The 23,188-nt window shown below is 54.4% G+C and carries 22 protein-coding genes and 1 pseudogene; 8 read left to right on the top strand and 15 right to left on the bottom strand.

The genetic code is table 11. The features are described from left to right. Positions 1–261 precede the first annotated feature (261 nt). Positions 262–696 (bottom strand): hypothetical protein, encoded by a 435-nt coding sequence (locus ACR0JG_RS14240; protein ID WP_282154233.1) that lies wholly within the window; start codon positions 694–696, stop codon positions 262–264. A 346-nt stretch (positions 697–1,042) separates the two neighbouring features. Here ACR0JG_RS14240 and ACR0JG_RS14245 point away from each other — a divergent pair, with 346 nt between their 5' ends. Beyond that, entirely contained in the window at positions 1,043–1,954 is a 912-nt protein-coding gene (locus ACR0JG_RS14245; protein ID WP_480561245.1) for a homocysteine S-methyltransferase family protein, read from the top strand. Between the two features lie 323 nt (positions 1,955–2,277). Here ACR0JG_RS14245 and ACR0JG_RS14250 read toward each other — a convergent pair whose 3' ends face one another. Further along, positions 2,278–3,837: a winged helix-turn-helix domain-containing protein gene (locus ACR0JG_RS14250; RefSeq protein ID WP_170403795.1), complete on the bottom strand. Its 1,560-nt coding sequence runs from the start codon at positions 3,835–3,837 to the stop codon at positions 2,278–2,280. A 172-nt stretch (positions 3,838–4,009) separates the two neighbouring features. Here ACR0JG_RS14250 and ACR0JG_RS14255 point away from each other — a divergent pair, with 172 nt between their 5' ends. From ACR0JG_RS14255 to ACR0JG_RS14280, 6 genes and pseudogenes are all read left to right on the top strand, one after another. After that, on the top strand, positions 4,010–5,362 hold the full coding sequence (locus ACR0JG_RS14255; protein WP_480501175.1) for a tetratricopeptide repeat protein: 1,353 nt from the start codon (positions 4,010–4,012) through the stop codon (positions 5,360–5,362). Between the two features lie 74 nt (positions 5,363–5,436). Further along, positions 5,437–5,982, top strand: a complete 546-nt coding sequence (locus ACR0JG_RS14260; protein ID WP_170403801.1) for a GNAT family N-acetyltransferase — start codon at positions 5,437–5,439, stop codon at positions 5,980–5,982. Positions 5,983–6,052: 70 nt separating this feature from the next. Further along, positions 6,053–7,516, top strand: a complete 1,464-nt coding sequence (locus ACR0JG_RS14265; RefSeq protein WP_170403804.1) for a cytochrome c peroxidase — start codon at positions 6,053–6,055, stop codon at positions 7,514–7,516. Positions 7,517–7,770: 254 nt separating this feature from the next. Then, positions 7,771–8,559 (top strand): hypothetical protein, encoded by a 789-nt coding sequence (locus ACR0JG_RS14270; RefSeq protein ID WP_480570613.1) that lies wholly within the window; start codon positions 7,771–7,773, stop codon positions 8,557–8,559. Positions 8,560–8,703: 144 nt separating this feature from the next. Continuing rightward, positions 8,704–8,889, top strand: a pseudogene (locus ACR0JG_RS14275) (peptidoglycan-binding domain-containing protein); the annotation flags it as partial. 165 nt (positions 8,890–9,054) lie between these two features. Then, positions 9,055–9,723 carry a hypothetical protein gene (locus ACR0JG_RS14280; protein WP_480571137.1) on the top strand — a complete coding sequence of 223 codons (669 nt, stop codon included), beginning with the start codon at positions 9,055–9,057 and terminating at the stop codon, positions 9,721–9,723. 251 nt (positions 9,724–9,974) lie between these two features. Here ACR0JG_RS14280 and ACR0JG_RS14285 read toward each other — a convergent pair whose 3' ends face one another. From ACR0JG_RS14285 to ACR0JG_RS14320, 8 genes are all read right to left on the bottom strand, one after another. Continuing rightward, complete coding sequence (locus ACR0JG_RS14285; RefSeq protein WP_170624466.1) at positions 9,975–10,655, bottom strand: NAD-dependent epimerase/dehydratase family protein; 681 nt, start codon at positions 10,653–10,655, stop codon at positions 9,975–9,977. Beyond that, the gene (locus ACR0JG_RS14290; RefSeq protein ID WP_480562591.1) at positions 10,639–11,118 is read right to left on the bottom strand and encodes an SRPBCC domain-containing protein; all 480 of its coding nucleotides are present in this window, start codon (positions 11,116–11,118) and stop codon (positions 10,639–10,641) included. The genes ACR0JG_RS14285 and ACR0JG_RS14290 overlap by 17 nt, the downstream gene beginning before the upstream one ends. Positions 11,119–11,305: 187 nt before the next feature. After that, positions 11,306–12,013: an IS6 family transposase gene (locus ACR0JG_RS14295; RefSeq protein WP_170403704.1), complete on the bottom strand. Its 708-nt coding sequence runs from the start codon at positions 12,011–12,013 to the stop codon at positions 11,306–11,308. Positions 12,014–12,270: 257 nt separating this feature from the next. Then, positions 12,271–13,233, bottom strand: a complete 963-nt coding sequence (locus ACR0JG_RS14300) for an ion transporter (RefSeq protein ID WP_170567740.1) — start codon at positions 13,231–13,233, stop codon at positions 12,271–12,273. Beyond that, complete coding sequence (locus ACR0JG_RS14305; RefSeq protein WP_120981189.1) at positions 13,226–14,416, bottom strand: low temperature requirement protein A; 1,191 nt, start codon at positions 14,414–14,416, stop codon at positions 13,226–13,228. Before ACR0JG_RS14305 ends, ACR0JG_RS14300 begins: the two co-directional genes overlap by 8 nt. Positions 14,417–14,616: 200 nt before the next feature. Then, positions 14,617–15,270: a DsbA family oxidoreductase gene (locus tag ACR0JG_RS14310; RefSeq protein WP_259462648.1), complete on the bottom strand. Its 654-nt coding sequence runs from the start codon at positions 15,268–15,270 to the stop codon at positions 14,617–14,619. A 3-nt stretch (positions 15,271–15,273) separates the two neighbouring features. Then, a complete protein-coding gene (locus tag ACR0JG_RS14315; protein ID WP_170567742.1) occupies positions 15,274–15,993 on the bottom strand; it encodes a glutathione S-transferase family protein in 720 nt (239 codons plus the stop codon). Next, positions 15,980–16,588: an NAD(P)H-dependent oxidoreductase gene (locus ACR0JG_RS14320; protein ID WP_170510850.1), complete on the bottom strand. Its 609-nt coding sequence runs from the start codon at positions 16,586–16,588 to the stop codon at positions 15,980–15,982. Before ACR0JG_RS14320 ends, ACR0JG_RS14315 begins: the two co-directional genes overlap by 14 nt. A 213-nt stretch (positions 16,589–16,801) precedes the next feature. Here ACR0JG_RS14320 and ACR0JG_RS14325 point away from each other — a divergent pair, with 213 nt between their 5' ends. Then, on the top strand, positions 16,802–17,086 hold the full coding sequence (locus tag ACR0JG_RS14325) for a winged helix-turn-helix transcriptional regulator (RefSeq protein ID WP_259462647.1): 285 nt from the start codon (positions 16,802–16,804) through the stop codon (positions 17,084–17,086). A gap of 96 nt (positions 17,087–17,182) precedes the next feature. Here ACR0JG_RS14325 and ACR0JG_RS14330 read toward each other — a convergent pair whose 3' ends face one another. The 5 genes from ACR0JG_RS14330 to ACR0JG_RS14350 form a co-directional block, all read right to left on the bottom strand. Continuing rightward, entirely contained in the window at positions 17,183–17,536 is a 354-nt protein-coding gene (locus tag ACR0JG_RS14330) for a GFA family protein (protein ID WP_170567744.1), read from the bottom strand. A 300-nt stretch (positions 17,537–17,836) separates the two neighbouring features. Beyond that, entirely contained in the window at positions 17,837–18,793 is a 957-nt protein-coding gene (locus ACR0JG_RS14335) for an ABC transporter substrate-binding protein (RefSeq protein ID WP_120981185.1), read from the bottom strand. 28 nt (positions 18,794–18,821) lie between these two features. After that, the gene (locus ACR0JG_RS14340) at positions 18,822–20,483 is read right to left on the bottom strand and encodes a BCCT family transporter (protein ID WP_120981184.1); all 1,662 of its coding nucleotides are present in this window, start codon (positions 20,481–20,483) and stop codon (positions 18,822–18,824) included. Between the two features lie 86 nt (positions 20,484–20,569). Further along, the gene (gene dddP / locus ACR0JG_RS14345) at positions 20,570–21,916 is read right to left on the bottom strand and encodes a dimethylsulfonioproprionate lyase DddP (protein WP_170567746.1); all 1,347 of its coding nucleotides are present in this window, start codon (positions 21,914–21,916) and stop codon (positions 20,570–20,572) included. A 260-nt stretch (positions 21,917–22,176) separates the two neighbouring features. Then, a complete protein-coding gene (locus ACR0JG_RS14350) occupies positions 22,177–23,175 on the bottom strand; it encodes a GlxA family transcriptional regulator (RefSeq protein ID WP_170567748.1) in 999 nt (332 codons plus the stop codon). Positions 23,176–23,188 lie beyond the last annotated feature (13 nt).

The following is a 23,188-nucleotide window of genomic DNA, read 5'->3' on the forward strand; positions in this document are numbered from 1 at the left end:
GCAGAATTCCACTTTGCTGAGCAGCCTCACCTGACTGATCCAAAATGATCGTTAGTGCATCAGCGGCTTTTGCTCCATGGGTATGATGGTTTGAGGTGCTGGCGGACGATACACGAACTCACATTTCGTGGGACTAAGCGGACGTACGCCGCACTAATGCAAGTTATCCCGGAAGGATTGAGGCCAAGCCGCAAAAGCCACTTAAGACCGAATTAGTTCGAGACCAATCGAAACTGGACAGATACTAGATCCGCTGCCGTCCTAGTCCGGGATTTCCACGGTTCCGACAATATGAGTTCGCCTCAGGGGCAGCGCTTGGTATGCTGAGGCGATATCTGTTGTCGCTATGCCGCTGCCAGTCATTCCTTCGTAGCGCCCCGTCCCGGTGACGATTTCCCAAGTGTTTGCCTCGCCTTTTTCCCCGGCCTTCCATCGCATGATAAAAGTGTCATCACCTTCACCGAAAACGCATATTCCATTGATTGAGTTGGTGCCGTCTTCAAATCCAAATCCAGAACCCAAACATCTGGCAGGCCCATCATCCATTGGACCCTCAATTACTTCGAAACCACCCCGATTGTCTGTTAGGTGAAAAATGTGATCCCCAAGGTCAAAGTTCTCTTGATTTAGAGGGTAGACATTGTTGATTTCGATGCGTTGCTCGTCAGCACTGGCGGGAACACCGAGTGTCGCCAAAAGCAGGCTAATCCGTAGGACTCTCATCTGGTCCTCCAAAGATTGCCACTCATCTTAAGGGCCTTCAAAGCATTTACAATCAGCAATAACTCTGCGGACCCACCACTAATGGTGTACGGGGTTACGCGGTTCCAGCCAATTGATGGCGGCCCAGATCGGGCATCGGCAAGGGCTTGATGACGCTGCGGTGCAGTCCGCCGAAGGGGACACTCGCTGCAGTAGCGAGTTGCCCGGGAAGATGAGGTCATGCTCGCGGAAGACACTCTGTCGCCGCCCTAAGGTTCACAGGAGATCCGAGACAATGTAGATTTCTATGAAGATTTGACAGCAATAGGCGTGGATCAGAATGGCGCGACAGTTCCCACTCGAAGGTGACAAGACCTTTCTGGTTTATGCCGGCACTGGCACAGACCTGATATTCAATCATGGAGTCGAGCTACCCGGTTTCGCGTCGTTTCCATTGCTGGAAGAACCTGACACCAGGGCAATACTGGCTGGTCAAATGCAGGCACTTGTCGATCTCGCCGGTGAAATGAGTGTCGGATGCATCCTTGATGCGCCCACATGGATGGCGAACGCCGACCGGGCAGCGCCTTTGGGGTACGATGCAGAACGGCTCGTTGAGGTGAACAAAGACGCGGTCAGTCTAATGGAAGACGTGCGCCAAGCTTCCGCTCGCAATGATATACTGGTGTCGGCCTGTATCGGCCCGCGCTATGATCCTTACGCCGACATCCCTCCGGTGACGGTCGAAGATGCACGCCAATACCACGCCGCACAAATGCACAGCCTGAAAGACACAAGCGTCGACCTGGTCACCGCTTATACGTTCAACCGTTCAAGTGAGGCTGCGGGATGCATCCTCGCCGCCGGAGACGCAGATCTGCCGATCATCATGTCTCTGGTTGTCGAAACGGACGGGTGTCTGGCGGACGGGACCAAACTTGTGGACGGAATTGATCAGATCGACGAGGCAACCGACTCGGCGGCGCTGTTTTTTATGGTCAACTGCGCTCATCCGACCCATTTCGCCGGAGCGCTTGGCAACCACCCCCGGCTGAGAGGCATGGTGGCGAACGCTTCGAGTTGCTCGCATGCGGAACTTGACGAAGCAGATGAGCTGGACGAAGGCGATCCAATTGAACTTGGTAAGCAGATTGCCGCGATTGCGAGGCAGAATCCGTCGATCCAAGTATTTGGAGGATGCTGCGGTACCGACATGCGCCATCTGAAGTCGATTGTCAGCGAATTGGCGTAGCCAACTTGGTACAATCTGAGCGATAGCACTGATATATAAGGTGATACCGTGATTTTTTCCACAACTTGTTAGGAGACGGCCCAAAGGCGACATCCATCCCGCTCAGCATTGCTGCGTTGCAGCTTCCCTAAAGCGGACCTCTAGAGCGCCCCATCAGATTTGGGCCATTGTTTTGTTTGAGCGTCGGAGGGCACCCCAATCCAGACTTTCGCAACTAGGTTCTACGAATCTCGATCATAAGACCAGACCGACGTCTGCTCATGCAACAAATGCCGAAGATGCACTTTGCAGCTCGCGCCAATTCCAATTTTGCGTCGCGACCACTAGTCGGGAAGACCAAGCGCGATCGCAGCCTCTTCAGTTAAGGCGCGAAATTCGGTGTGACTATTCGGAACCAGAGCCTTTGCTTTTGCTTTGCTGAACCCCGGGTTACGGCGTTTCGTTTCTTTTAACCACCGCGACACACCGTCATCATTGCCAATCAATCGGTTTGTCATCGCCGCAAACATCGCGTGGCCCGCATGCGCACCAGGCGTCAGCGCGGTTTGCTGTGCCCACTGAACGGCAGCATCATAGTCCTTCGCGGCAAGCGCGATCCACATCTTGTTGCAGAGCATGCCGCCTCGAAGCGGGTCAAGCGGGCTAAGAGCAATTGCGAGGTCAGTCATTTCGTTTCCACCTTCGTAGTCCGATGTGAAGACCTTTGCCCAACTGGAAGCGTAACGGCCAAATGCGTAATTCGGACTTTCAAGGACTGCCCGATCAAACCAAGGTTTACTCGCTTCTGTATCTCCTGTCAGCCATAGGCTTCTGCCCATCACAACATTCGAAAACGGGTCACGCGGTTGAAGTAGAACACTTTCCTCGGCGCTGCGCCTGGCAGCCAGTCGGTCCGCGGCGAGGTCGGACGAATACCCCAGAAACACGCGTTGAAAAGTGGTGAACGAAATTCCAGCATGCGCGCGTGCCAATGTTGGTTCCAGTGTTACAGCACGTTCGAACATCTTTCGGGCTATTTCTGTATCTGACTTGTTGAACCGATACATATGACGAATTCCCAGATGCAAAGATGACCATGCATCCAGGTTTTCCGCATCATCCACTTCCAGAAGTCGCGCCTCGTGTTCGGGAAGCTCAAATTCAGAGATATTGAGCACGGCCCCGGCTATTTCGGTTCGCAATCGTTGCACCTCGTCAATCGGGGCTTCTTTTCGAATTGCCCAGACGACCTCACTGGTACGGGTATCGGCCATTTCTACTTCCACATAGAGACGGCCAGCCAACGCCTCCACCATTCCCGAGATGCAGTACTGTGCACCCAGTAGGGACTTTACGTCTTCAAACTCAATCGTCTGTCCTCGGAACCTGAATGACGATCCGTGTGCAATGACACGCAACCAACGCACACTGGAAAGCGATCTGATCAATTCGCGCGGGACTGCATCCGCCAGTGATCTTCCGATCTCCAGGTCGCCGATCGCCGAAAACGGCAATACCGCGATACATGGTGGCGCCCCGACTGTTTTCTGCTCGGCTGTTTCAGACGCTTCCAGTGCCGTGGCACTTTCTACCGATACCAATTTGGCGGGTGCCACAAAGCGAAACCCTTGCCCGCGCAACGTACGAACGTATTTCTGAGCGCTCCCATCATCGCCCAATGCCTGACGTAGCGATTTTACGCGGCCGAGGATGGTCCAGTCCGAAACCACGCGTCCAAACCATACGCGTTGGACAATCTCATCCTTGGAAACCACCCGATGGCGATTTTCAAGCAAAAGAACTAACAGATCAAAGACTTGCGGCTCAAGCGCGACAGCGGTCGCACCATGGCGAAGCTCGCGGGTGTCAGTGTCTAACGTAAAGGCATCAAACTCGTATCGCATTCTCGTACTGCTCCCTCGGTCTTGCCATTTTATCCCAAGTGAAGTCTCAAATACAGATTTCCAATGATCTCCCAAAAATCTCCCAGTTGGCTTCAAGCAGAGCAGGCGGCGGCGCGGTAGAGCCATCGCATTCGGGCAATCCGCCCAGTCAATAAAGAGTTTGGAGAATGACATGTCCCATCAAGAAACGAGATTGTCCGGAAACTGGCCTGCTGCGGGCTCAAAAGAAGTCGCCGCAGACTATTTCAACGCCGCCATGCGCGCGTTCAACATCTACAGGGGCGATCCCGTGGCGCTCGTCGACCAGGCGATTGAGGCCGCTCCGGACTATGCGATGCCGTATATTCTGAAAGCCTATCTGTTCGGATTGGCAACCGAGCCTGATGCCGCGGTCGAGGCACGGAACATTTTGGCGACAGTCCGCCCACTTGCCAAATCCGACCTGGAACAATCGCATGTCGATGCCCTGAATGCGCTTCTTGCCAACAATTGGACAGAAGCTGCCGTCAAGCTGGATCGTCACAACATGTCGTTTCCACACGACATTCTGGGCTTGCAAGCTGGTCACCTGATGGACTTTTACCGCGCCAATGCTCGCGACATGCGGGACCGAATTGCACGGGTCCTACCGAAGTGGTCGGAAGACCAGCCGGGCTATTCCATCCTCCTGGGCATGTACTCCTTTGGGCTGGAAGAGACTGGTGATTATGGCCGTGCTGAAGCCGTCGGTCGGGAAGCGATTGAACGCGATCCCTTAGACTGCTGGGCGCAGCACGCTGTCGCGCATGTGCTGGAAATGCAGGGGCGTGCTGAGGACGGCATCGAATGGATGGCGTCGCGCGAACTGAATTGGTCGGGTGATGACAACTTCTTTAAAGTCCACAACTGGTGGCACAAGGCGCTTTATCACCTCGACCTTGGTCAGGCCAATGAGGCGATCAAGCTGTACGATGCGCGGATCCGCGAAGGAAAAAGCGACGTGGCACTGGATTTGGTCGATGCCTCGGCCTTGCTGTGGCGCTTGCATCTGGAAGATCACGACATTTCCGACCGCTGGGCCGATGTTGCAGCGTGCTGGGACAACCACGCCGATGGCAAGCTGTACCCGTTCAATGATTGGCACGCAGCCATGGCCTATCTGGGATCCGGTCGCGATGAAGAGGTCGATCGTATCGTTGATCAATATCGCAATGCACCCGCCGGTGGCGGCGAGACATCGCTGTGGGCCGCGGCAACAGGGCTGCCCTTGATCGAAGGGTTCCGGGCATTTTGGCAGGGCCGCTACGAAGATGCGACCGAAGCGCTTCATGGTGCGCGGTTTATCGCGAACTCGTTTGGCGGCAGTCACGCGCAACGCGACATCATCGATTGGACGTTGACCGAAGCTGCGCTGCGTTCTGGTAATCGAAATGCGGCAGAAGCGCTGGCAAACGAGCGGATTGCTGTCAAACCACACAGCCCCATCAACAAACGCTTTTTGGGTCGTGCGAATGCGCAGCCCCAAGGTTCCATGATCGTGGCCTAGAAGCCGACGTCGCAAAGAATCTGGCGCGGGCAAATATTCGCGCGCGCCAGATGACCTGATTGAGAGGACAAAATATGAGAATTGAAATCCGCCATGTCGAAGCACAGGACGTATCGGACATCAAACGCATATTAACTGATGATTCCGTGATGTTGGGCACAATGCGCCTGCCACATGTTGCAAACGCCAATGTCGAAGCGCGTATCAACACGGGACCGGGCGACTACAAACTGGTGGCTGAAGTAGACGGTAGTGTCGTTGGCATCTGCTTTATGTCGTCGACGCCGGACGTGCCACGCCACAATCACGCAGGCGAAATTGATCTGGTCGCGGTCCGCAGCGACTTTCAGGGCAAGGGAATAGCCAAAGCGTTGTTGGGCGCGATGCTGGATCTCTGTGATAACTGGTTGCAGCTGGAACGAACCGGCCTCTTGGTGTGGTCGGACAACACTCACGCCATCGAGCTTTACGAAGCATTTGGATTTGAGCGGGAAGGCGTCATTCGCAAATACGCCCGTCGTCCGGGCGGCTTTGTCGATGCGGTGATGATGGGCCGATTGTCGGATCATCATGCGGCGACTGATTTGCGTGTCGGCCACCAGGCAAACCATTCCAATTAACCAGCGAACCCAAAGCTGCTGCGTTTCAATCGAACGTGGCGAGAGGCGTCAGCTTGCGAAGGGAAAAGACATGACTCTCAAATATTGCGCCAAGCGCTCGGCGAAGCTGATCATCTCGATAGTATGCCTGACAATGGTGATAGCCTGCAGGGCTGCGCGGGCTGACGTTCAACACCTGCCCCCGCCTCTGATGGATACAGATTTTCTGTGGGATGGAAATCCTGACCAGGCGCTCGTCACTCTTGGACAAAATCTCTTCTTTGACCCCATTCTTTCGGGCAATCGCAACATTTCCTGCGGAACTTGTCACGACCCGTCGCTAGGTACTGGGGACGGATTGGCACTGGGTATTGGCGAGGGCGGCCAAGGCGCTGGTCAGAAGCGCGAGACGAAGGACGGCGTTATCGGACGCGTACCACGCAATGCCCAGCCGCTCTACAATATTGGCGCGAAAAGTTACACGCGTATGTTCCACGATGGCAGGCTGGAGCCCGATGATCAAAAGACCTTCCCAAGCGGTTTCTGGAGCCCCGCGCGCGAACACTTGCCCGCCGGACTGCCCAACGCGCTGACCGCGCAGGCAATGTTCCCTGTTCTGTCGCCCATCGAAATGGCAGGCCAAAAGGGTGAAAACCCGATCGCGACCGCAGTAGCCGAAGATCGGGTAACTGATGCTTGGGACCTGATCGCTGAGCGACTGGGCGGTATTCCCGGATATCAGCACCTTTTTGAGGAGGCTTTCGGACCGGGTCAGATAACTTTCAGTCAGGCTGCCGAAGCCCTGGCGGCGTTTCAAAGCGTGGTGTTCCGGTCAGTGGACAGCCCCTTTCATTGGGCTTTGGCATCCTCTGATTCTTCAAGTCTATCGGACAGCTCTCAAAGGGGGATGGATCTGTTTTATGGCTCTGCAGGATGTGCGGAATGCCATGAAGGGCCGCTTCTTACGGATCATGAGTTTCACGCAATTGCGATGCCGCAGATCGGCCCGGGCAAAGGTCACGGAAAGGATACAGGCTACTGGCGGGCCTCTGGTTTTATGGACCGGCTCGAGGATGAGGGGCGCTATCGCGTAACCTACGAGGTTGAGGATCTTTTTCGGTTTCGCACGCCGTCACTGGTCAACGTCGCTTTGACAGGGCCATGGGGACACAGTGGAGCATATGACACGCTTGAAGATGTGGTTCGGCATCACACTAATCCTTTGGAAAGCCTTGAATCCTATGACGCGCCGCCTTTGCAGCGGATCAACGACGTAATCGAGCAGACTGGAAGAGGCTCAGTTCTGATCTTTCAACCGCTGAATCCTGCGCGGCGGCACGCGTTCGATGCGCGGGACGGGTTTGTTCAAGGCTCAGAACGATTGCGAGGTCGCATCGCCGAAGCCAACGATCTTATGCCCAAACCAATGACGGACAAAGAGATCGCCGACATTGTCGCATTTCTCAACGCCTTGACCGACCCAACGATGACTGACTTGTCCGCGCTGGTTCCTGACAGCGTGCCGTCGGGGCTTCCACCACAACCAAAGCGTTGAACCAATAGCAAGTTTCCGATGACACATTGCGCAAAACCCTACTTTTTCTGGTTGGTCAAATCCGAAAGCAATCCGTGCCGCTTAGCTTCCGTTCGTCGTGTGAATGTGACGCGGTGCAAGTATTGCGACCATCTATCCGGCTTTCTGATGCGTGACGCGGGCCTGCCCCACAACGCGCATAGAAAACTACTCAGCCCGCGCTCCCTAGGCGCATTTTGAGAAGTTCATCTGCGAAAATTGAAAAGGAGATTCCCATGCTTCGCATTTTGAAAACCACAACTGTTCTGTTTTCGATGACCCTTACGGGCATCGCTGCGGCAGATGATTTCAGCCACACAGAATACGACTCGGGAGGTGCCGTTGGGCCGATTGAACACGCGCCCGAGGTCAACATCATGATGGCCGCCTATGAAGCAAAGCGGACAATGTCGCTCAGCTTCATGTTCCACATAGACGAAGGGCTGACCGAGCAGGATGTTTTCTTCGAAAAAGTCCCTGGCTCAGGCGAGGTGTTCCGCCCGACGGCCGCAACACGCGATATGAATGCGCCGCTCTTTGCTCCAGCGAATCCAGTGCCACACACACCGCTACAAACGGAAAACACTGGACCGTGGCCGAAAGGCAAGCCGCTTGGTATCACGCTTGGTGAATGGTTCGCCGCCAAAGGTGAGGGTACGTACCGGTGCGAGGACGGCACAGGTGAGGTGGATTTGCGATTTGAGAATCTCGTGCCAAACGGTCTTTACACGATGTGGCACGACTTTGCCGTCTGGCCGCCAACCGATCCGTTCAAAGGGTTTTATGACCTGCCTTTTGGCGCCCTCGATGGTTCGGAAAACGCGTTCAGGGCCGATGCTGACGGGTTCGCACATTTCCAACGCACGATAACGCCTTGCCTTCAGCTTACCGGTGAACAGCTAATTTCAGAACTTGCCATTGCCTGGCACAGTGATGGGCAGACCTGGGGACCGGACACAGGTGAATTTTCGACCAAAACACACGTCCAACTCTATGTTCCGTTACCAAAGCGGCACGGACTTTGATCCTCTGGTGAGTCACTCCTTCAATGCACTCTGCGTAATGCCATTCAAACGCAGAGTGTTCTCTCTCTCAATCCATACACCTCATCCCGCAACCTCGAGTGTCCAGCGGGAAAACCGAAGCTGACTTTGAAAAAGGAATTTACGATGAAGAAATTACAGAATGGATCAAAAGGCTCTGACGTCAAATCCCTTCAGAAAGCCTTGAACACTTCAAAAATTAAGGCGCGCTTAAAGGTCGACGGAAAGTTCGGCGCCAAAACGGAAGACGCGGTTCGAAAATGGCAAAAACACAGTCGTCTGAAAGTGACTGGAGTTGTGGATAAAACAACACTTGCCTCGCTTGGTCTTGGTGGCAGCACATCGCGGCGATCAAGACAAGAATATCCTTTTGTGGCCCCAGACTCGATAGTCATTGATGCCAAGAAACGCCGAAACGAAGGCCGTGCACGAATGCAAAAGGTCATGCGCCTTGCCGCCAAAAGCAAGGTTCCCAAAATGTCATACAGGCAAAAACTCATGCCCAAAGTCTGGAAAACGGCAGAAGCGCGATGGCGTGAGGTCGAAACGCCAACAATTGCATTGGTCTTTGCCGAAGGCGTCTTCATTTCCGCAGATGGTCAAGACCCTCGGACGAAATCCAAACTTCTCAAAGATGGCAAAGCCAACCTGGCTAGGGCGCTGAGGGCTTTGAAGTCCTACAACAAAGCGATGGACGAAGTGGAACGCATCATGGGCGATATGGAGCAAATCGCGCAAGACGAAGTGCTTTACACACCAATTCTGTTGACCGCCCGCAGTTTGCTACGTGACATGAAGAAATGGCGAAAGGACCAGCAAGACAGCGTTCTGCAGAAAATGAAAGTCTGCAACACCTATCGCAGGCCTGAGTTCGAGGCAATCCGTCGGCGCTACTTGCAGATTGAATCGTTGCTGGACAAGAAATTCAAAGCAGTTTGGACTCATCAGGAGATCCTCGCCAACCAAGAGGACATGTATAACAAATACATCAATTCAAAACCCCGCCAATCGCTGATCGATCTCAAGAAACGGATGGAACGACAGAAAAAGAAGGTCGATTCCGTCGTTGCTTCATGGGACGCGGTCAGCCAGCAAAAATACGCTTTGGATGACGAATTGTCAGCTTTGGCGCGAGCGGCGGCGTAAACTTCCACCTCATCGTGAACTGACAAGGGCTGCTTTGGCTGAGTTGGACCAACAACAGACGTGGAAAGCAATGCAACATCCACTCGCAATTCCACCAATACGCCATCACTAACGGCCCAGAGCCGCCGTCCCTGCGAAAGTTGAATGCTGCATTGCGGCTTCCCAGAAGCGGACATTGAAAGACGCCTGTTCAAAACTGAACAGCTCGAGGCGCAGCAAAGAGTGGATTATACTCAGGCGCAGCCGCAGCCTCATCCGAGCAACCTACGCATCTCACCGTTTTCGAGGACAGCGGTACGACGTGGATCGTGAATCGCAGTATGAAGCATGGCTTGAGCCAATTCATCGGAAGTTACACCGATGGACGGCATCAGCCTTTGGAGCGGTTTGAAAAGATAATCAGCCATCTTCCATGTGTTCTTCAGGCCTGACGGCGCAATATAGCCTGGACGAAAGGCGAATTTCCGTTCGAGGTCAGATGCAAACAATTTGCTCTCCGCTTCGCCCTTAGTCTTCAACGCAAAGGACATGCCACCGCCATCTGGCCGAGCACCTTGAGCGGAAAACAAGCAGAACGTCGCATTGGGCGCTGACCTCTCGCAAGCCGCCAGCAAAGCGCGCAACCAATCGACTGTGATCTCCTCATATTCCACTCGGCTGACTCGCGCGGAATAGGTGGCAAGGCAATGGAAAACAGTGTTGATACCATCGAGGTGGGGCTCAATGGATTGAGTTTCGTCGAATGCTACAAACTTCACATCGATCAGCATTGGGTGATCTAAACCGGACGGCCTGCGCCCAAGCGACACGACCTCACACACAGTTTCTTCGCTCAGCAATGCCGCAAGTACCGATGAACCCACCATCCCCGTCGCACCGGTCAGCAGGACACGTCCAAGTGGTCGAGATGTCTTGTCAGGCAGACTGGGCACGGCGCTCTGCCTCGGCTTTCAAGCCGCGATTGAAAGCTTGGTAACCTTCGACATACATTTTTGCCAAGCGCCCGCCCATCAGGAATGTGATGCCCCCCATGATTTCATCGGATTGTACGAAGCGGGTTTTGCCACCCTCCAACGGCTCAACACAAAAGTGGTGGTTATCGCGAATGCCACCCGGCCCCTTTTCAGCCCAGAAAAACTCCGTCCCCTCCACGACTGAAATCGTGTGATCCAAGGTGGTCAGTTTCTCCTTTGATGAATCAAGCTGAAAGTCGACAGTAATTGTCGATCCATCCTTGATTTCTCCCTTGATACCCACAAGGAACACAGCCCAGTCCTTGTAGTTTGCCGTGTCGGTCAGAACCGACCAGACCAAGTCCGCCGACGCATCGATCAAAATGTCTGTGTGGATTTTGTGATGTGAGAGGTTCACTTTTTCCGATGATCCGGTTTCCATGACTGTCCTTCCGTTGCGGTCTCAAGCGTTCTGTGGCGAGACGCGATCCCCGCCCTGAATTGTGATCCGCCCAAAACGATCCCGCATGCGCTTGGATCGAAAAAGGTAGGTCGAGATGATGATGTAATTGACGCGGTGCTGTCAGACGAATTCGAACCAGTCTCAGTTTGCCGCGGGAACCGTGAACCTATCCGGAACAAAGTTGACGCCACTCGGCAAGAGCGGCGCTGCGTGTCAACTTGAAGGTGTCTCGGCTGGTGAGCGATCGTTCCTGATTGAAGTGATTGTAGACGGAGGAATGAATGGAGGCGAATTTCTGTAAACTTCGCATGCGCCTGAAACGTTGCATCGCGCGTTCGCGTCGTCGGAAAGGCAGGTGCGAGTTCTCGACGCGGTTGTTGAGCCACCTGCCCGTCCTTTGTTTTTCGAGCGCACCCAGTTCTCTGAGCGCGGCTCTGTATGAGGCAAAGCGATCCGTGACGACGGTTTCCGCTTTGCCGTGTCGCTTCATTAACTTCTTGAGGAATTTCAGTGCTGCAGCTTTGTTTCGGCGTTTGGTGACAACGGCTTCCAGCACCTCGCCTTCGTGATCAACAGCCCGCCAAAGACAATGCCGCTTGCCATTTACCTTCACGAAAACTTCGTCCACGTGCCACTTCCATTTGGAGAACGCGCGCAGTTGCTGAACACGCTTCCGTCTGATCTCAGCAGCAAACATCGGCCCGAACCTGTTCCACCAATATCGGACAGTTTCGTGGCTCACGTCGATACCTCGCTCGTGCAACAGATCTTCGACATTCCGAAGCGAGAGCGGGAAACGGACGTACAGCATCACCGCAAGGCGGATGATCTCTGGGCTGGTTTTAAAGTACTTGAAAGAGGCAGGCTTGGTCATGGACAAAAGCTACGCAACCGCCCTGCCCCGCTCAAGCAATGTTAATCTGACAAGACCCTTGAAAGAGGCCAGATTGGTCATGGGCAAAAGCTACGCAACAACCCTAACTCGCTCAACCAAAGTTCTTCTGACAAGACCTTTTCAGTTTCATTGACTCCGATTTTTGGGATCAACGAAAGAGCGCACGCTAAAGAACTGACAGACAGTTTTTCCCCGCAAATCTCGAACTCCGTAGACAAGCAGTCCGATGCTGGCGTTCACGACTTGGCCTTTTGCTTGGTCGGCTGACCACATGTGGGACAGTGATCGACCTGTGATATTGTTTCGGCATGCACGCGGTTTCGGATATGATCGGCAGCTCGGCGCGAGAGACCCAATTGCTTGCGAACTGCGTTTATCTCTTTCTCATCGGCCTCGCAGATATCGCCGTCTTCCAAGGCCTTTCGAAATTCACGTTCCAGGCTGGCCCGTCGGCGGTGCAACTGGTCGTTCAGGCCGCTGGCAATGATCCCTGCAGGCAACGCAGCCATACCGATGCCAATCACGGTGATCGCAGCGCCGAAGATCTTACCGGCAACTGTCACGGGCGTCACGTCGCCATAACCAACGGTCGTCAGCGTTGCCATCGCCCACCACATCGCTGCGGGGATCGAACCGAAGGCATCCGGTTGCGCTTCGTGCTCGGCCAGCCAAGCACCACTGGCCGCAAAAATCAGCATCACCATCAGGATGAAGAAACCTGCAAAAAAGGCGCCAGCCTCTTCCTCAAACACAGCAAGCAGCATGCCGAGCGCGGGGGAATACCGCGTGAGTTTAAGCAGTCGCAACATGCGGAAGGTACGCAGCAGACGCAGGTCAACCGGGAAGATCAAGTAGAGCAGCGCAGGTAAAATCGCTAGTAAATCGATGATGGCGATCGGGGAGACGGCCCATGCAGCGCGCGTTTTGTAACTTGGATTTTCAGTGGCGACCCACAGCCTTGCCGCGTATTCGACCACGAAGACAAACAGAGAAAGACCCTCAAAGAGGTTCAGAGCCAGGCCCCAACGGAAATATATGGAGTCAACCGTTTCCAGGATAACGGCGGCCACGTTCAGCGTGATTAGGGCAATTAGAGCTATTTCAAGCAACCAGGGACCGGTGGCCGCCCGGTCCGGGCGCTCGAGCCACCAATAGACTTTTCTTTTTAGATAGCCTGAACTTGTAAGTGCCTCACTCATGTCGAAACTGCGTCCAGGCGCGCGTCAGGGGGATCGCGATTTGCGATAGCAAAGCTGTCCCCCAGATCAGATTGCCTAACAAAGAGGGGACATGTGGGACGACAAAGAAACAGATGATTGCCAGCACTATCCCGAATACACGCACGTCCCATCGCCCGAAATCCGACGCCAAACGATGTTCTATGACGTTTTGAAGCACCCAAAGCATGGCAATGTAACCGGCAAGACCGAAACAGCCTATGGCGGCATATTCGGTTGGATATGGCTCCCAAAATCCGACTTTGACCTCGGCAGCAAGAGCCACGCCGACCATGACGCCGCAAAGCATCAAAATCAGGTGCGCAAGCCACCAGATGACCAACGTCGACACCTTTTTGTCTTTTGGTTTGGCATTGCCGACAAAGTCGAAATAGATCCAACACATCACGAACATCGAAACGCCACCGATGACGAAGTTGACGAGTACGTCCGGTGATACTTTGTAAATTCCTTTTTCGGACAGGGTGACGACCAGTTTGAAGAACCCTTCGCCTAATACGATCAACGTTAAAAGAGCAAACCGTTCAGCCATATGGCCAAGACGCGGGACAAACCTCTCGAAACGCAGGACTGTGACACCGGGGATCATATACATTGCCTGCGTGGCCACCATCGCGACGGCAAACACCCAGTAAGCAAGAGGAGCAGGCAAAAAGGCTGCAATCGCAAAGATCACCGCAAAGACCGAGAAATTGCGGATCTGGGCCGTCGACATCGACTCGCCTGATGAATTGGCCCGCCGGGCTCGATAGTACAGCGCCGCGATCATGGCCCTGTTCGCAGCAAATCCTAACGCGAAGAAAACCCAACCCTTTCCGTCAATAGCCGGGATCGCCGCTGCCATGAACATCACCGTGCAGATCATCACGGCCATAATCAGCCGATGCCAAAAGTCGGTACTGACGTAGATCGAGTTGAATATGCTGAGTTCGCCCCAAGCGTACCAGAGCGTTATGAAGACTCCGGCGAACACAAGAAACCCATGCAGATCGAGATGATGCGACAGGTAATTGCCCAATAGAAAGATCGTCACGACGTGGATCAGGTCGTAGAACAGCTCGGCCCAGTGGACATGGTCGTGCGCGTGGTCGAGGTCTTGGTGATGTTGCGGCTTCCGCCAGATGGGGTGATCATGCAGTGCCATAAATTAGGAACTCTTCCAAGTTGAAGGGCTGTAGCGGCCGGCATGCGGCCACTCCGACTGAGTTTTTAATTTAAGAGGAAGGTTGTCGCGGAGACTTACGTCATGCAACCCCCACAATGGTTGTTCAGCGATGGCAGGCCGGGCGACACCTGTCCGATCGTGGTTTTTTTTGCGCCGGAAGTGCCTGGTATTCACTGGTGTCACGCGGCCCTGTCGTCTCGTAGATGCAGCAGGATGCGGGCGTAGTTTTCCTCGCCCTGCGCACCGGTCACGAGGTGACGTTGATCGAACACCATTGCAGGCACGCCCCGAACACCTTGGCTGATCCAGAATTGCTCTTTTTGGCGCAAGTGATTGGCCCGATCTTGGCTTTGCAACATGTCTAGCGCATCCACGCGGTTCAGCCCGATGCCTGCGGCCGCGTCGGCGAGAACCTGCATGTCCGAGACGTCCTCGCGACGGGTGAAGAAGGCCGCAAAAAGTGCCTGCTTCATCTCGTGGCCTTTTCCTAGTTCCGTTGCCCAGTCAATCAACTGATGCGCTCGGAAGGTGTTATACATCCGCATGTCATCAGCGTAGTTGAACTTGAACCCAAGTGCTGCGCCCATCTCGCTGAGGCGGGCACGCGCCTTGATCGATCCTTCCAAAGTGGTCCCGTATTTTGCCGCCAGATGTTCGCGTAGGTTCTCGCCACCCTCGGCCATCTGCGGGTTCAGCTCGAATGGATGCCAATGGATATCTAGTTCGGTCTGGGTGTCGCGCGCAGCTTTGGCAAGTTGGTGGTAGCCGATCACACACCAAGGGCAAACAACGTCTGACACGATATCGACGCGAATGGGCAGAGCAGCTTGCACGGTTCAGGTTCCTTTTACATCGCTGGAAAAGCGCGACGCGTTTTCCTTAGCAAAGGCGCTGGCATCTGCGTTGGTATCCCAGAATTGGGGGTTGGCCTTTGGGATGGTCAACGCCCGTTGCACGGCCGGCCGGGCGTCAATACGGTCGAACCAGGCGTTCAGATGCGACAGGTCCGACACATCTACCCTTGCCCAGACATATGCACGCGCCCATGGGAACAGCATCATGTCAGCTATGGTGTATTCGTCTGCAGCAATCCATTCGCGCCCGTCCAGACGAGAGTTCATCACCTCCATCAAGCGGCGGCTTTCGTCCACGTAGCGACGGATTGAAAAGGGCTCTTCATGGCCATTAGGCGCAGCGATGTGCTGGAAATACATCGCCTGTCCCATCATCGGTCCTACGTGCCCAACCTGAAACAGCATCCATTGCATGACCTCGGACCGTTTGACCGGGTCCGATGGCAGAAATTTTCCGTATTTCTCGGCCAGATACCACAGGATCGCGCCGGATTCGAAAATCGCGCGCCCTTCCGAACGGTCTTCGATGGTCGGGATCTTTCCGTTCGGGTTCAGCGCCAGATAATCCGGCGCTTTTTGTTCCTGTTTGGAAAAGTTGATGTGAGTCAGGTCGTATGGGACACCTGCCTCTTCCAGAAAGATGACCGGCTTGTAACCGTTCATCGTACCGGCGGTGTAGAGATGGATATCAGGCTGGGACATGTTCAACCTCGGCAAACGTGGTTTTCAGATGCGCGTCAAAACGAGCGAAATCGGTGTCGATTTCTGGGTTCTTCATTACATCAAATGCCGCAAAGGTCGGAAGCGGCTGCATCGCAAAGAACTTTGCGTTCAGGTGCATCGGGCGCAGCAAATCATCGACGCTACCACCGGCAAAGAACGGTTCGGCCTCATTGTTAAACGCTTCTTTCGGGGCGTTGAACGTCACTGAAAGCATGTAAGTCTTATCGCTCAGCGCGCCTCCCATCCCATAATTGGCCTTCGGTGCTTCTGCCGTCCGACCGTCACCGGTACTTAGCCGCCCATCCATTCCAGCGGTGTAAACTTCATCCATGTACTTCTTGAAAACCCACGGAACGCCCATCCAATTCACCGGAAACTGCATGATGACCGTATCGGCCCACATGTGCGCCTCAACCTCAGCATTCGCGTCATAGCCGTCGGCGACAGTTGCCACGCGTACCTCGTGACCCATTGCGGTAAGCATGTCGCGCGCGCGCTCCGTTAGGCTGGCGTTCAACTGCCCGGGGGCGAATTCGTAGGGCTGAGTACCGTTCACGATCAGGATTTTTCTCATGTCCATATCCTATTTGTGTAATCTTGAACCCTTGACTTTCTTCGGGCTCAGAGAGCATTTGATGGTACAGGTGTTGGAAATCAACTAGTATACTTTTGGTAACCTAGTTGCCTAAGCTAAAGGATGACGATGCGAGCGCGGATTGACGAAGATGCCAAAGGGCGCCGACTGGTCTCGGAGGCCTGTGTGGAGCCATGTGCAATAGAACGAGGTATGCGGATCATTGGCGGAAAATGGACCGGGTCTATCTTATGGCACCTCAAAGATGGTCCTGTGCGTTTCAACGATCTGTCGCGCATGATCGGCGGGGCAAGCAAGAAGATGATCACCGAGCGATTGCGTCAACTTGAGGAGCAGGGCTTGGTTGCGAGGCAAGTAATGGATACTGCCCCTATTTCCGTTCAATATTCCATTACCAAGTTTGGCAGAACGGCGCTTGGATTTCTCGATGAACTGCGAAAGTGGAGTGAGGAGTTACCCAACGGTTTGAATCGATAGCATCGGTGTGTGTTATTGTTTCTTCTGATCGCCGTTTGTCAAAATGCAACGACTCGATTTTGATGTGTACAGTTCCCTTCAGACGTCTTGGTTGCGTCAGAGATTTCTTCCGTCATAGATTATCTCAGGAAGGCGAAGTGCGTCCAACTCATCTATGCATCCCAGGTTAACTCGATAGTGGCCAGGGTTCAGCCGCGTCTCGACGAATGTATGAATTCCACAGCGATTGCAAAAATAGTGCCGCGCCGATTCTGTGCCAAATTGGTAGGTTGAGAGAGCGCCCTGCTCACTTCTGATTTTAATTTCTTCAGGCGGGATAACCGTTGCACTCATCACCATGCCTTTGCGGGAACATAGTGAACAATCGCATCGCATTGCATGATCGATGTCGGGTATCGAAAACGTGAATTTTATAGAACCGCAATGACAGCTGCCTTCGAATTTTTTCACCTTTCACTCCACCGGTTGAGTGCGGAAAGAGCGCCCACAAACGATCTGTAGTCACTCAAGGATTGTTCACACTTTTATTCGGCACAATTGGGTCCGTATCCGGAACTGTAGAGGTAAGACCAACTGCGTTCCGGCGGCTACCGTTGATGATTGCCTTGATCAGAGCAAGGCCGATCAGCGGCATTGCCAGCCTCCCGGTCTTCTGGACCGGAAGGCCTAAGGGTATCAGACACTTAAGCCGAATTCACTTCCAAGCTTGGAATTCGTTACCGCCTAAAGCATTCTTGGAAACGTATGTCACTACGGGAACCAACTGTCGACAACAGCCGAGTTGTCTTCAACCCATTGCTTTGCAAATGCTTCGGGGTCCTTTTTCTCGACCGCCAAGGCAAAGGACATTTCCGAGAGCATCTCGGTCTCCAACTTGACATTGCTTAGCATTGCGACGGCATCAGGCTGCGCGCTTTCCAAACTGGTCGCATAACTGACATGAAGATCGTCAGTATCCCAGGCAACGCTGGCGGTCGATTTCTCCAACCAGCCCGGGATCGAGTTGGGCGGCACGATAATCCACTTTGAACTTACGTGCGCTGGCTCGCTCAGAACGACAAGTTCGTGCACTTCGAACATGTAGTGCGGCTGATAACAATAGAATACGACATTCTCGTTCTGTCCGGCAGCAGCCCCCAGTTCTGCCAAGGCGTCGGCTTCATCCATGATCCTGAGGCTCATAGTCTTGTGATAGCCGTAGGAACGTGCACGGACTTGTTCGATGGAAGTGGAAGTCCAACCTTCAGCGCCGATCCAGACTTCACCTTTTCCGTCTCCGTTACTATCAAATTTCTGAGCCATTTCCGGATCGGAAAGCTGCTTGATATCCGTGATACCAGTGCGTTCCGCCGTGCCCTTTGTCACGCACATTCCTTGCGCCCCCTTGGGGCCACTGGACTTTACCTGAACCGTTTTTCGGCCGTCGACATATTCCCGTCGAAGGTAGTCGAGACTGGGCAGCCAGACCTCAGGATGCACATGCAGGGTTCCGGCATCCATAGCCGCAAACATGGCTGCATTGGTGCTGTCCTGCAGTTCGACGTCCAAGTCCAGCCGACTTTCCAAGGCAACCTTCAGAATATGTGCGGTGGCTTCCCCCGATGGCCAGTTCGGGACGCCAATGACCATGTCGGCCGCCGAGACTGTAGAAGCGGCAGTTACCGCGGACGCCACACTGATAGCTGCAAAAGATTTACGCGTTTTCATCTCGAAGTCCTTTCATCACTATCAAGCTTCATTCCGCAGCAGATGCCGGGGCGGTGGTCGGAACACCTTCGGCAATTCTTCGACTATCGTTGTAGATCGCCTTAATCAGTGCAAAGCCCATCAGAACCATCGCCAAACTGAATGGCAAAGCCGCAATAACCATCGCGGTTTGAATGGCTCCCAGACCCCCAATGACAAGCAGGGCTCCGACCACCAGTGCCAGGGCGACACCCCAGAAATAGATGTGCGGCTTGGCTTTCGGGCCGTCATCGCCTGCGGCGTTGATTGTATTTACGATCAAAACAGCGGAGTCTGCCGTGGTCACAAGATATGTCAAAAGAAGTACCACAACGATAACTGAGAACACCCATGTCAGATTGTCGTTGAGAATAACGGCCAGTGTCGCAAACAGCTGGTCTGAGATTCCTGCGCCCAGAATCGAGCCCCCAGCCTCACCTGTAAGTTCAAGGTGGATGGCCGTACCGCCAACAAAGGCGAACCAGATGAAACACATCATTGCCGGGACAAGCATTGCACCCAACACAAACTCGCGCACTGTGCGCCCACGCGAAACTCTGGCAAGAAACAGACCAACGAACGGGGTCACTGCGATCCACCAGGCCCAGTAGAACACCGTCCAGCCGCCTTGCCAGCCGGCAAGTGCGGCGCCCGTTTCGGTTCCATCATCTGACCAGACGGTAAAGCTGATTCCCGGCAGCGCCAGCAGGTAATCCCAGATACCGACGAACATGGCCGTCAGACTGAAGAATGTTGCACCGAAAATCAGGAAGAACGCCAACAAGAAAAAGCTCAGCCCCATATTGATATTGGACAGCCACTTGATCCCCTTGCCGACACCGGAGAGTGCGGACAAGGTCGAGGCACCCATGATAACCACAAGAGCGAAGATGATGGCGGCAAAGGACGCTTTTTGTGTTCCTCCCTCGCCGGTCACCAGCAACCAGTCACCGAAACCAATCCGATTAAGGCCGGCTACAAACTGCTCGACACCAAATCCAAGGGTCTGGGCAACGCCCAGGATAGTTGCCACCACGGCCACGATATCGATGACATGACCGATTGGGCCCGAAAGCGATTTGCCGAAAAGCGGGATGAGCGCGGTGCGCACCGTAAGTGGCAGGCCCCTTCGGTATGAGAAATACGCGAACCCCAGTCCGGCAATTGCATAGCATGCCCAGGCCGATAGCCCCCAATGCGCAAATGACCAGATATAGGCTGACCTTACGGTTTCAGCTGTCTGAGCGGGCACGTCTCCCATAATCACGTGGGGGTTGTTCTGAAAATGGTAAATCGGTTCAGCCGTCGCAAAAGTCAGCATCCCAATGCCGATCCCGGCGCTGAACATCATTGAAAACCATGAGAAATTCGAAAATTCAGGCCTTTCATCGTCCTGGCCCAGCCGAAGCCTGCCAGAAGCCGGCAATGCTGCGAGAACAAGGCAAAGTATCAGGAAAAACGCTACCGCGTAGATGTACCAAGAGTTAAAGCTTGCCAGAATGAAGCCATTCAATGCTCCTAGTGTCTCCGCGGCACTCTCCGGAAAGGCTACGGCCCACACGATGAGCAAACCCACGAGGATTTTCGCGGACACGGCAACGTTCTTTGAGAACCCTTCATAAAAGCCGCTCTCGGAAACTGGAATGTCCAATTCGCCTAAAGGTGGTTTCATACTTTCCTCCATTGTATGCTGATTTTGAACCGTCAGCGGACCGTGTCATGGGTTTGCTGGCGGGCTTTGGATATTGTGAATGCCAGCTAGGCCGTTTCTCCCATCAGGCGCTTATCGAGCGGGTAGGTCGAAATCGTTTCGAACCCGCTTTCAGTCACAACTCCCTGATCCTCCAGCTTGACCATGTGGTCGCCGCCGACCTCACCCACCAGCGCTTCGACACACAGCGTCAGCCCAGGTTCGAGAATGGCGTCGAAGGCGCCGTCCACCAGTCGGTCGGGATAGGCGATCAATGGCCATTCGTCGCACAGGCCCACACCATGCATCGGAGAGGAATATTTCAGCGCCTGATACTTGTCCTGCAGCACATGCAATGAGCGTGTCAGCTCCTCCATGTGGAGGCCGGGGCGCAGGAGCGCCGTGTTGTAGCGGATGTGCTCGACGGCCTCGGCGTAGCTCTCGCGCATATGCTTCGGCGCCAGTTCGTCACCGATCCACCATGTACGGCTGAGGTCCGCGCAAATGCCATATGGCCCGATCAGATCAGTGTCGAAGGCGAGGATCTCGTTCTCGGCGATGACCCGAGGTCCACATTCCTGAAACCACGGGTTCGTGCGTGGCCCCGAGGTGAGCAGCCGTGTCTCGATCCATTCGCCGCCACGCTTGATGTTCTCGGCATGGAGCACGGCCCAGACATCGTCCTCGGTCACCCCGCCCTTTGGAATTTCTGCGCGCGCGAACTCTTCCATGGCGGCCATCGAACGCTCGCAGGAATGTATGGCGCAGCGCATGGCGCGTAACTCGTGCTCGGTCTTGATGCCCCGTGTGCGTTCGGTGACTTCCTCGCCGTCGCGATACTCCAGCCCCGCTCGGCGGATCGCGTCCAGTCCCGCAGGCTGGATCTTGTCTATCCCGATCTGTGTATAGCCCGGCGCATGGGTGGCCAGCAGGTCCGCCACCTCGGCAGCGAAGGTGTCGGCCGCTGGCCCAATCCGGTCGCCACGGGCGAAGTAGAACATGTCAGCGCCAGATCGGCTCTCGCGGACAAGCGGATTATACTCGGCGAGGAACGGCGCATTCTTGTAGTCCCAAAGCACCATGTATCCGTCGGCACATAGCAGGCAGGCTCGGAACGGGTTGTGGGTGTTCCACAATTGCATGTTTGTCGTGTCGGTCGCATAGCGGATGTTCAGGGGATCGAACATCAGCAACCCCCCATAGCCGCGGGCCACAATAGCGTCGGTCAGGCGCTGATGCCGGGCCTTGCGCATCTCGGTCAGATCGGGCAACGCCAACCTCGCCTCGCGCCATTCAGCATGTGCAAGTGCGGTCGGCCCAATCTCGACCCGGTCGCCGTCATTTGCCGTCCCATCGCCAAGACGAACGCCCTGGCTAGGGTCAATCTTGCGCCGATGACTGTAATGGGTGTTCATACTATGGCTTCCTTTCAGGCGCTTGATGGCAAGCAAAAAAAGGCCGCGTCCTGACGTGCGCGGCCTTTCATTCAAGCTGCGTTGATAGCTTGATCTGCGAATTCCCCCATTGACGTATCCGGGGTGCGATCTTTTGCAGTGTTGTTGATCGGAACACCGAAGGCACAAGGGATCATTCTGCGCTCTGCTTCGCCGTAGGCACAGTTCAATTTCGTTGTGATCAGTGTTGTCTGAGTCGATTGCATTGCCGTTCTCCGAAGCTAGTGCGCAAGCACAACCTTTTCGTCACGAGGCAGTATCCCGAAGTGTCTTTTGTAGTGTTTGGAAAACAGGCCTTGTGTTGAGAACCCGCAGGCCGTGGCAACGTCGATCACGCGCATCTGAGTTTGCTGCAGCAATGCCCTCGCCCTCTCGAGCCTCAGAACCATCATGTAGGTCTTAGGACTCATCCCCAGATATCGACTAAACAGCCTTTCAAGTTGTCGTGTCGATATTCCGACCTGGCGAGCGACTACCGACGGTGAAACAGGCTCTTCCCAGGTTTCCTGCATATAGCTCAGCGCTTTGGATAGCTTTTCGTTCCGGTGTTTCGGACCATAAAGACTGGAGATACTCTGACGGCAATTTCCGTCACGCATAGACCCACAAAGGAGCTGGTCAGCAACCTGACTAGAGGCTTCCGGACCTGCTTTTTGGCGGATCAACGCAGAAAAAAGGTCCAGAGTGGCGGCACCTCCCCCGCAGGAGACGATATTTGAAGCCTCTTCAAAAATTGTGCAGGTAGGCTCCAGATCCAGATAGCCTTCCTCAAAGACAGGCTTCATTCTCCAGTGTGCGCTGATGGGCCCTTCGATCGCTATGCCGATCCGGGCGAGAAACAGTGCACCACCTCCTAGACCGCATAGTCGTGCTCCTAGTCTTGCGGCTTGCCGTAGCCAAGCCGCAGTCCTTCCAGACTTAGAATAGTTTTGGGAATTGAAGGCGCAGCAAACAACGATGCAATCTCCACGGTGCACATCAGGCAGGGCACTATCGACTGCTACTTTCAGCCCTGAAGAAGATTTTATGCTATCGCCCGTTTCGCTGGCTGTTTTCCACTGAAAGAAGGCCTTACCCATTGCTTCGTTGGCGGCGGCCAGAGAGTCGATGCCGGATCCCAGTTCCAATGCCGAGAACCCGGGCATCAATAAGAATACGAAGCGGTTCACCTCAACAAGTTCACTTAGAACCACATCTATGTCTTTCTCTGGCCGCCCCATGGTTTTTCTCCTG

Source organism: Ruegeria sp. AD5, from assembly GCF_056542345.1.

Coding starts and splice junctions, on each gene's coding strand:
- ACR0JG_RS14325 (WP_259462647.1), top strand. CDS start 16,802: ATGCGGATCATTGGCGGAAAATGGACCGGGTCTATCTTATGGCACCTC.
- ACR0JG_RS14335 (WP_120981185.1), bottom strand. CDS start 18,793: ATGAAAACGCGTAAATCTTTTGCAGCTATCAGTGTGGCGTCCGCGGTA.
- ACR0JG_RS14295 (WP_170403704.1), bottom strand. CDS start 12,013: ATGACCAAGCCTGCCTCTTTCAAGTACTTTAAAACCAGCCCAGAGATC.
- ACR0JG_RS14250 (WP_170403795.1), bottom strand. CDS start 3,837: ATGCGATACGAGTTTGATGCCTTTACGTTAGACACTGACACCCGCGAG.
- ACR0JG_RS14255 (WP_480501175.1), top strand. CDS start 4,010: ATGTCCCATCAAGAAACGAGATTGTCCGGAAACTGGCCTGCTGCGGGC.
- ACR0JG_RS14265 (WP_170403804.1), top strand. CDS start 6,053: ATGACTCTCAAATATTGCGCCAAGCGCTCGGCGAAGCTGATCATCTCG.
- ACR0JG_RS14305 (WP_120981189.1), bottom strand. CDS start 14,416: ATGGCACTGCATGATCACCCCATCTGGCGGAAGCCGCAACATCACCAA.
- ACR0JG_RS14270 (WP_480570613.1), top strand. CDS start 7,771: ATGCTTCGCATTTTGAAAACCACAACTGTTCTGTTTTCGATGACCCTT.
- ACR0JG_RS14350 (WP_170567748.1), bottom strand. CDS start 23,175: ATGGGGCGGCCAGAGAAAGACATAGATGTGGTTCTAAGTGAACTTGTT.
- ACR0JG_RS14245 (WP_480561245.1), top strand. CDS start 1,043: ATGGCGCGACAGTTCCCACTCGAAGGTGACAAGACCTTTCTGGTTTAT.
- ACR0JG_RS14315 (WP_170567742.1), bottom strand. CDS start 15,993: ATGTCCCAGCCTGATATCCATCTCTACACCGCCGGTACGATGAACGGT.
- ACR0JG_RS14320 (WP_170510850.1), bottom strand. CDS start 16,588: ATGAGAAAAATCCTGATCGTGAACGGTACTCAGCCCTACGAATTCGCC.
- ACR0JG_RS14300 (WP_170567740.1), bottom strand. CDS start 13,233: ATGAGTGAGGCACTTACAAGTTCAGGCTATCTAAAAAGAAAAGTCTAT.
- dddP (WP_170567746.1), bottom strand. CDS start 21,916: ATGAACACCCATTACAGTCATCGGCGCAAGATTGACCCTAGCCAGGGC.
- ACR0JG_RS14290 (WP_480562591.1), bottom strand. CDS start 11,118: ATGGAAACCGGATCATCGGAAAAAGTGAACCTCTCACATCACAAAATC.
- ACR0JG_RS14280 (WP_480571137.1), top strand. CDS start 9,055: ATGTCATACAGGCAAAAACTCATGCCCAAAGTCTGGAAAACGGCAGAA.
- ACR0JG_RS14340 (WP_120981184.1), bottom strand. CDS start 20,483: ATGAAACCACCTTTAGGCGAATTGGACATTCCAGTTTCCGAGAGCGGC.
- ACR0JG_RS14260 (WP_170403801.1), top strand. CDS start 5,437: ATGAGAATTGAAATCCGCCATGTCGAAGCACAGGACGTATCGGACATC.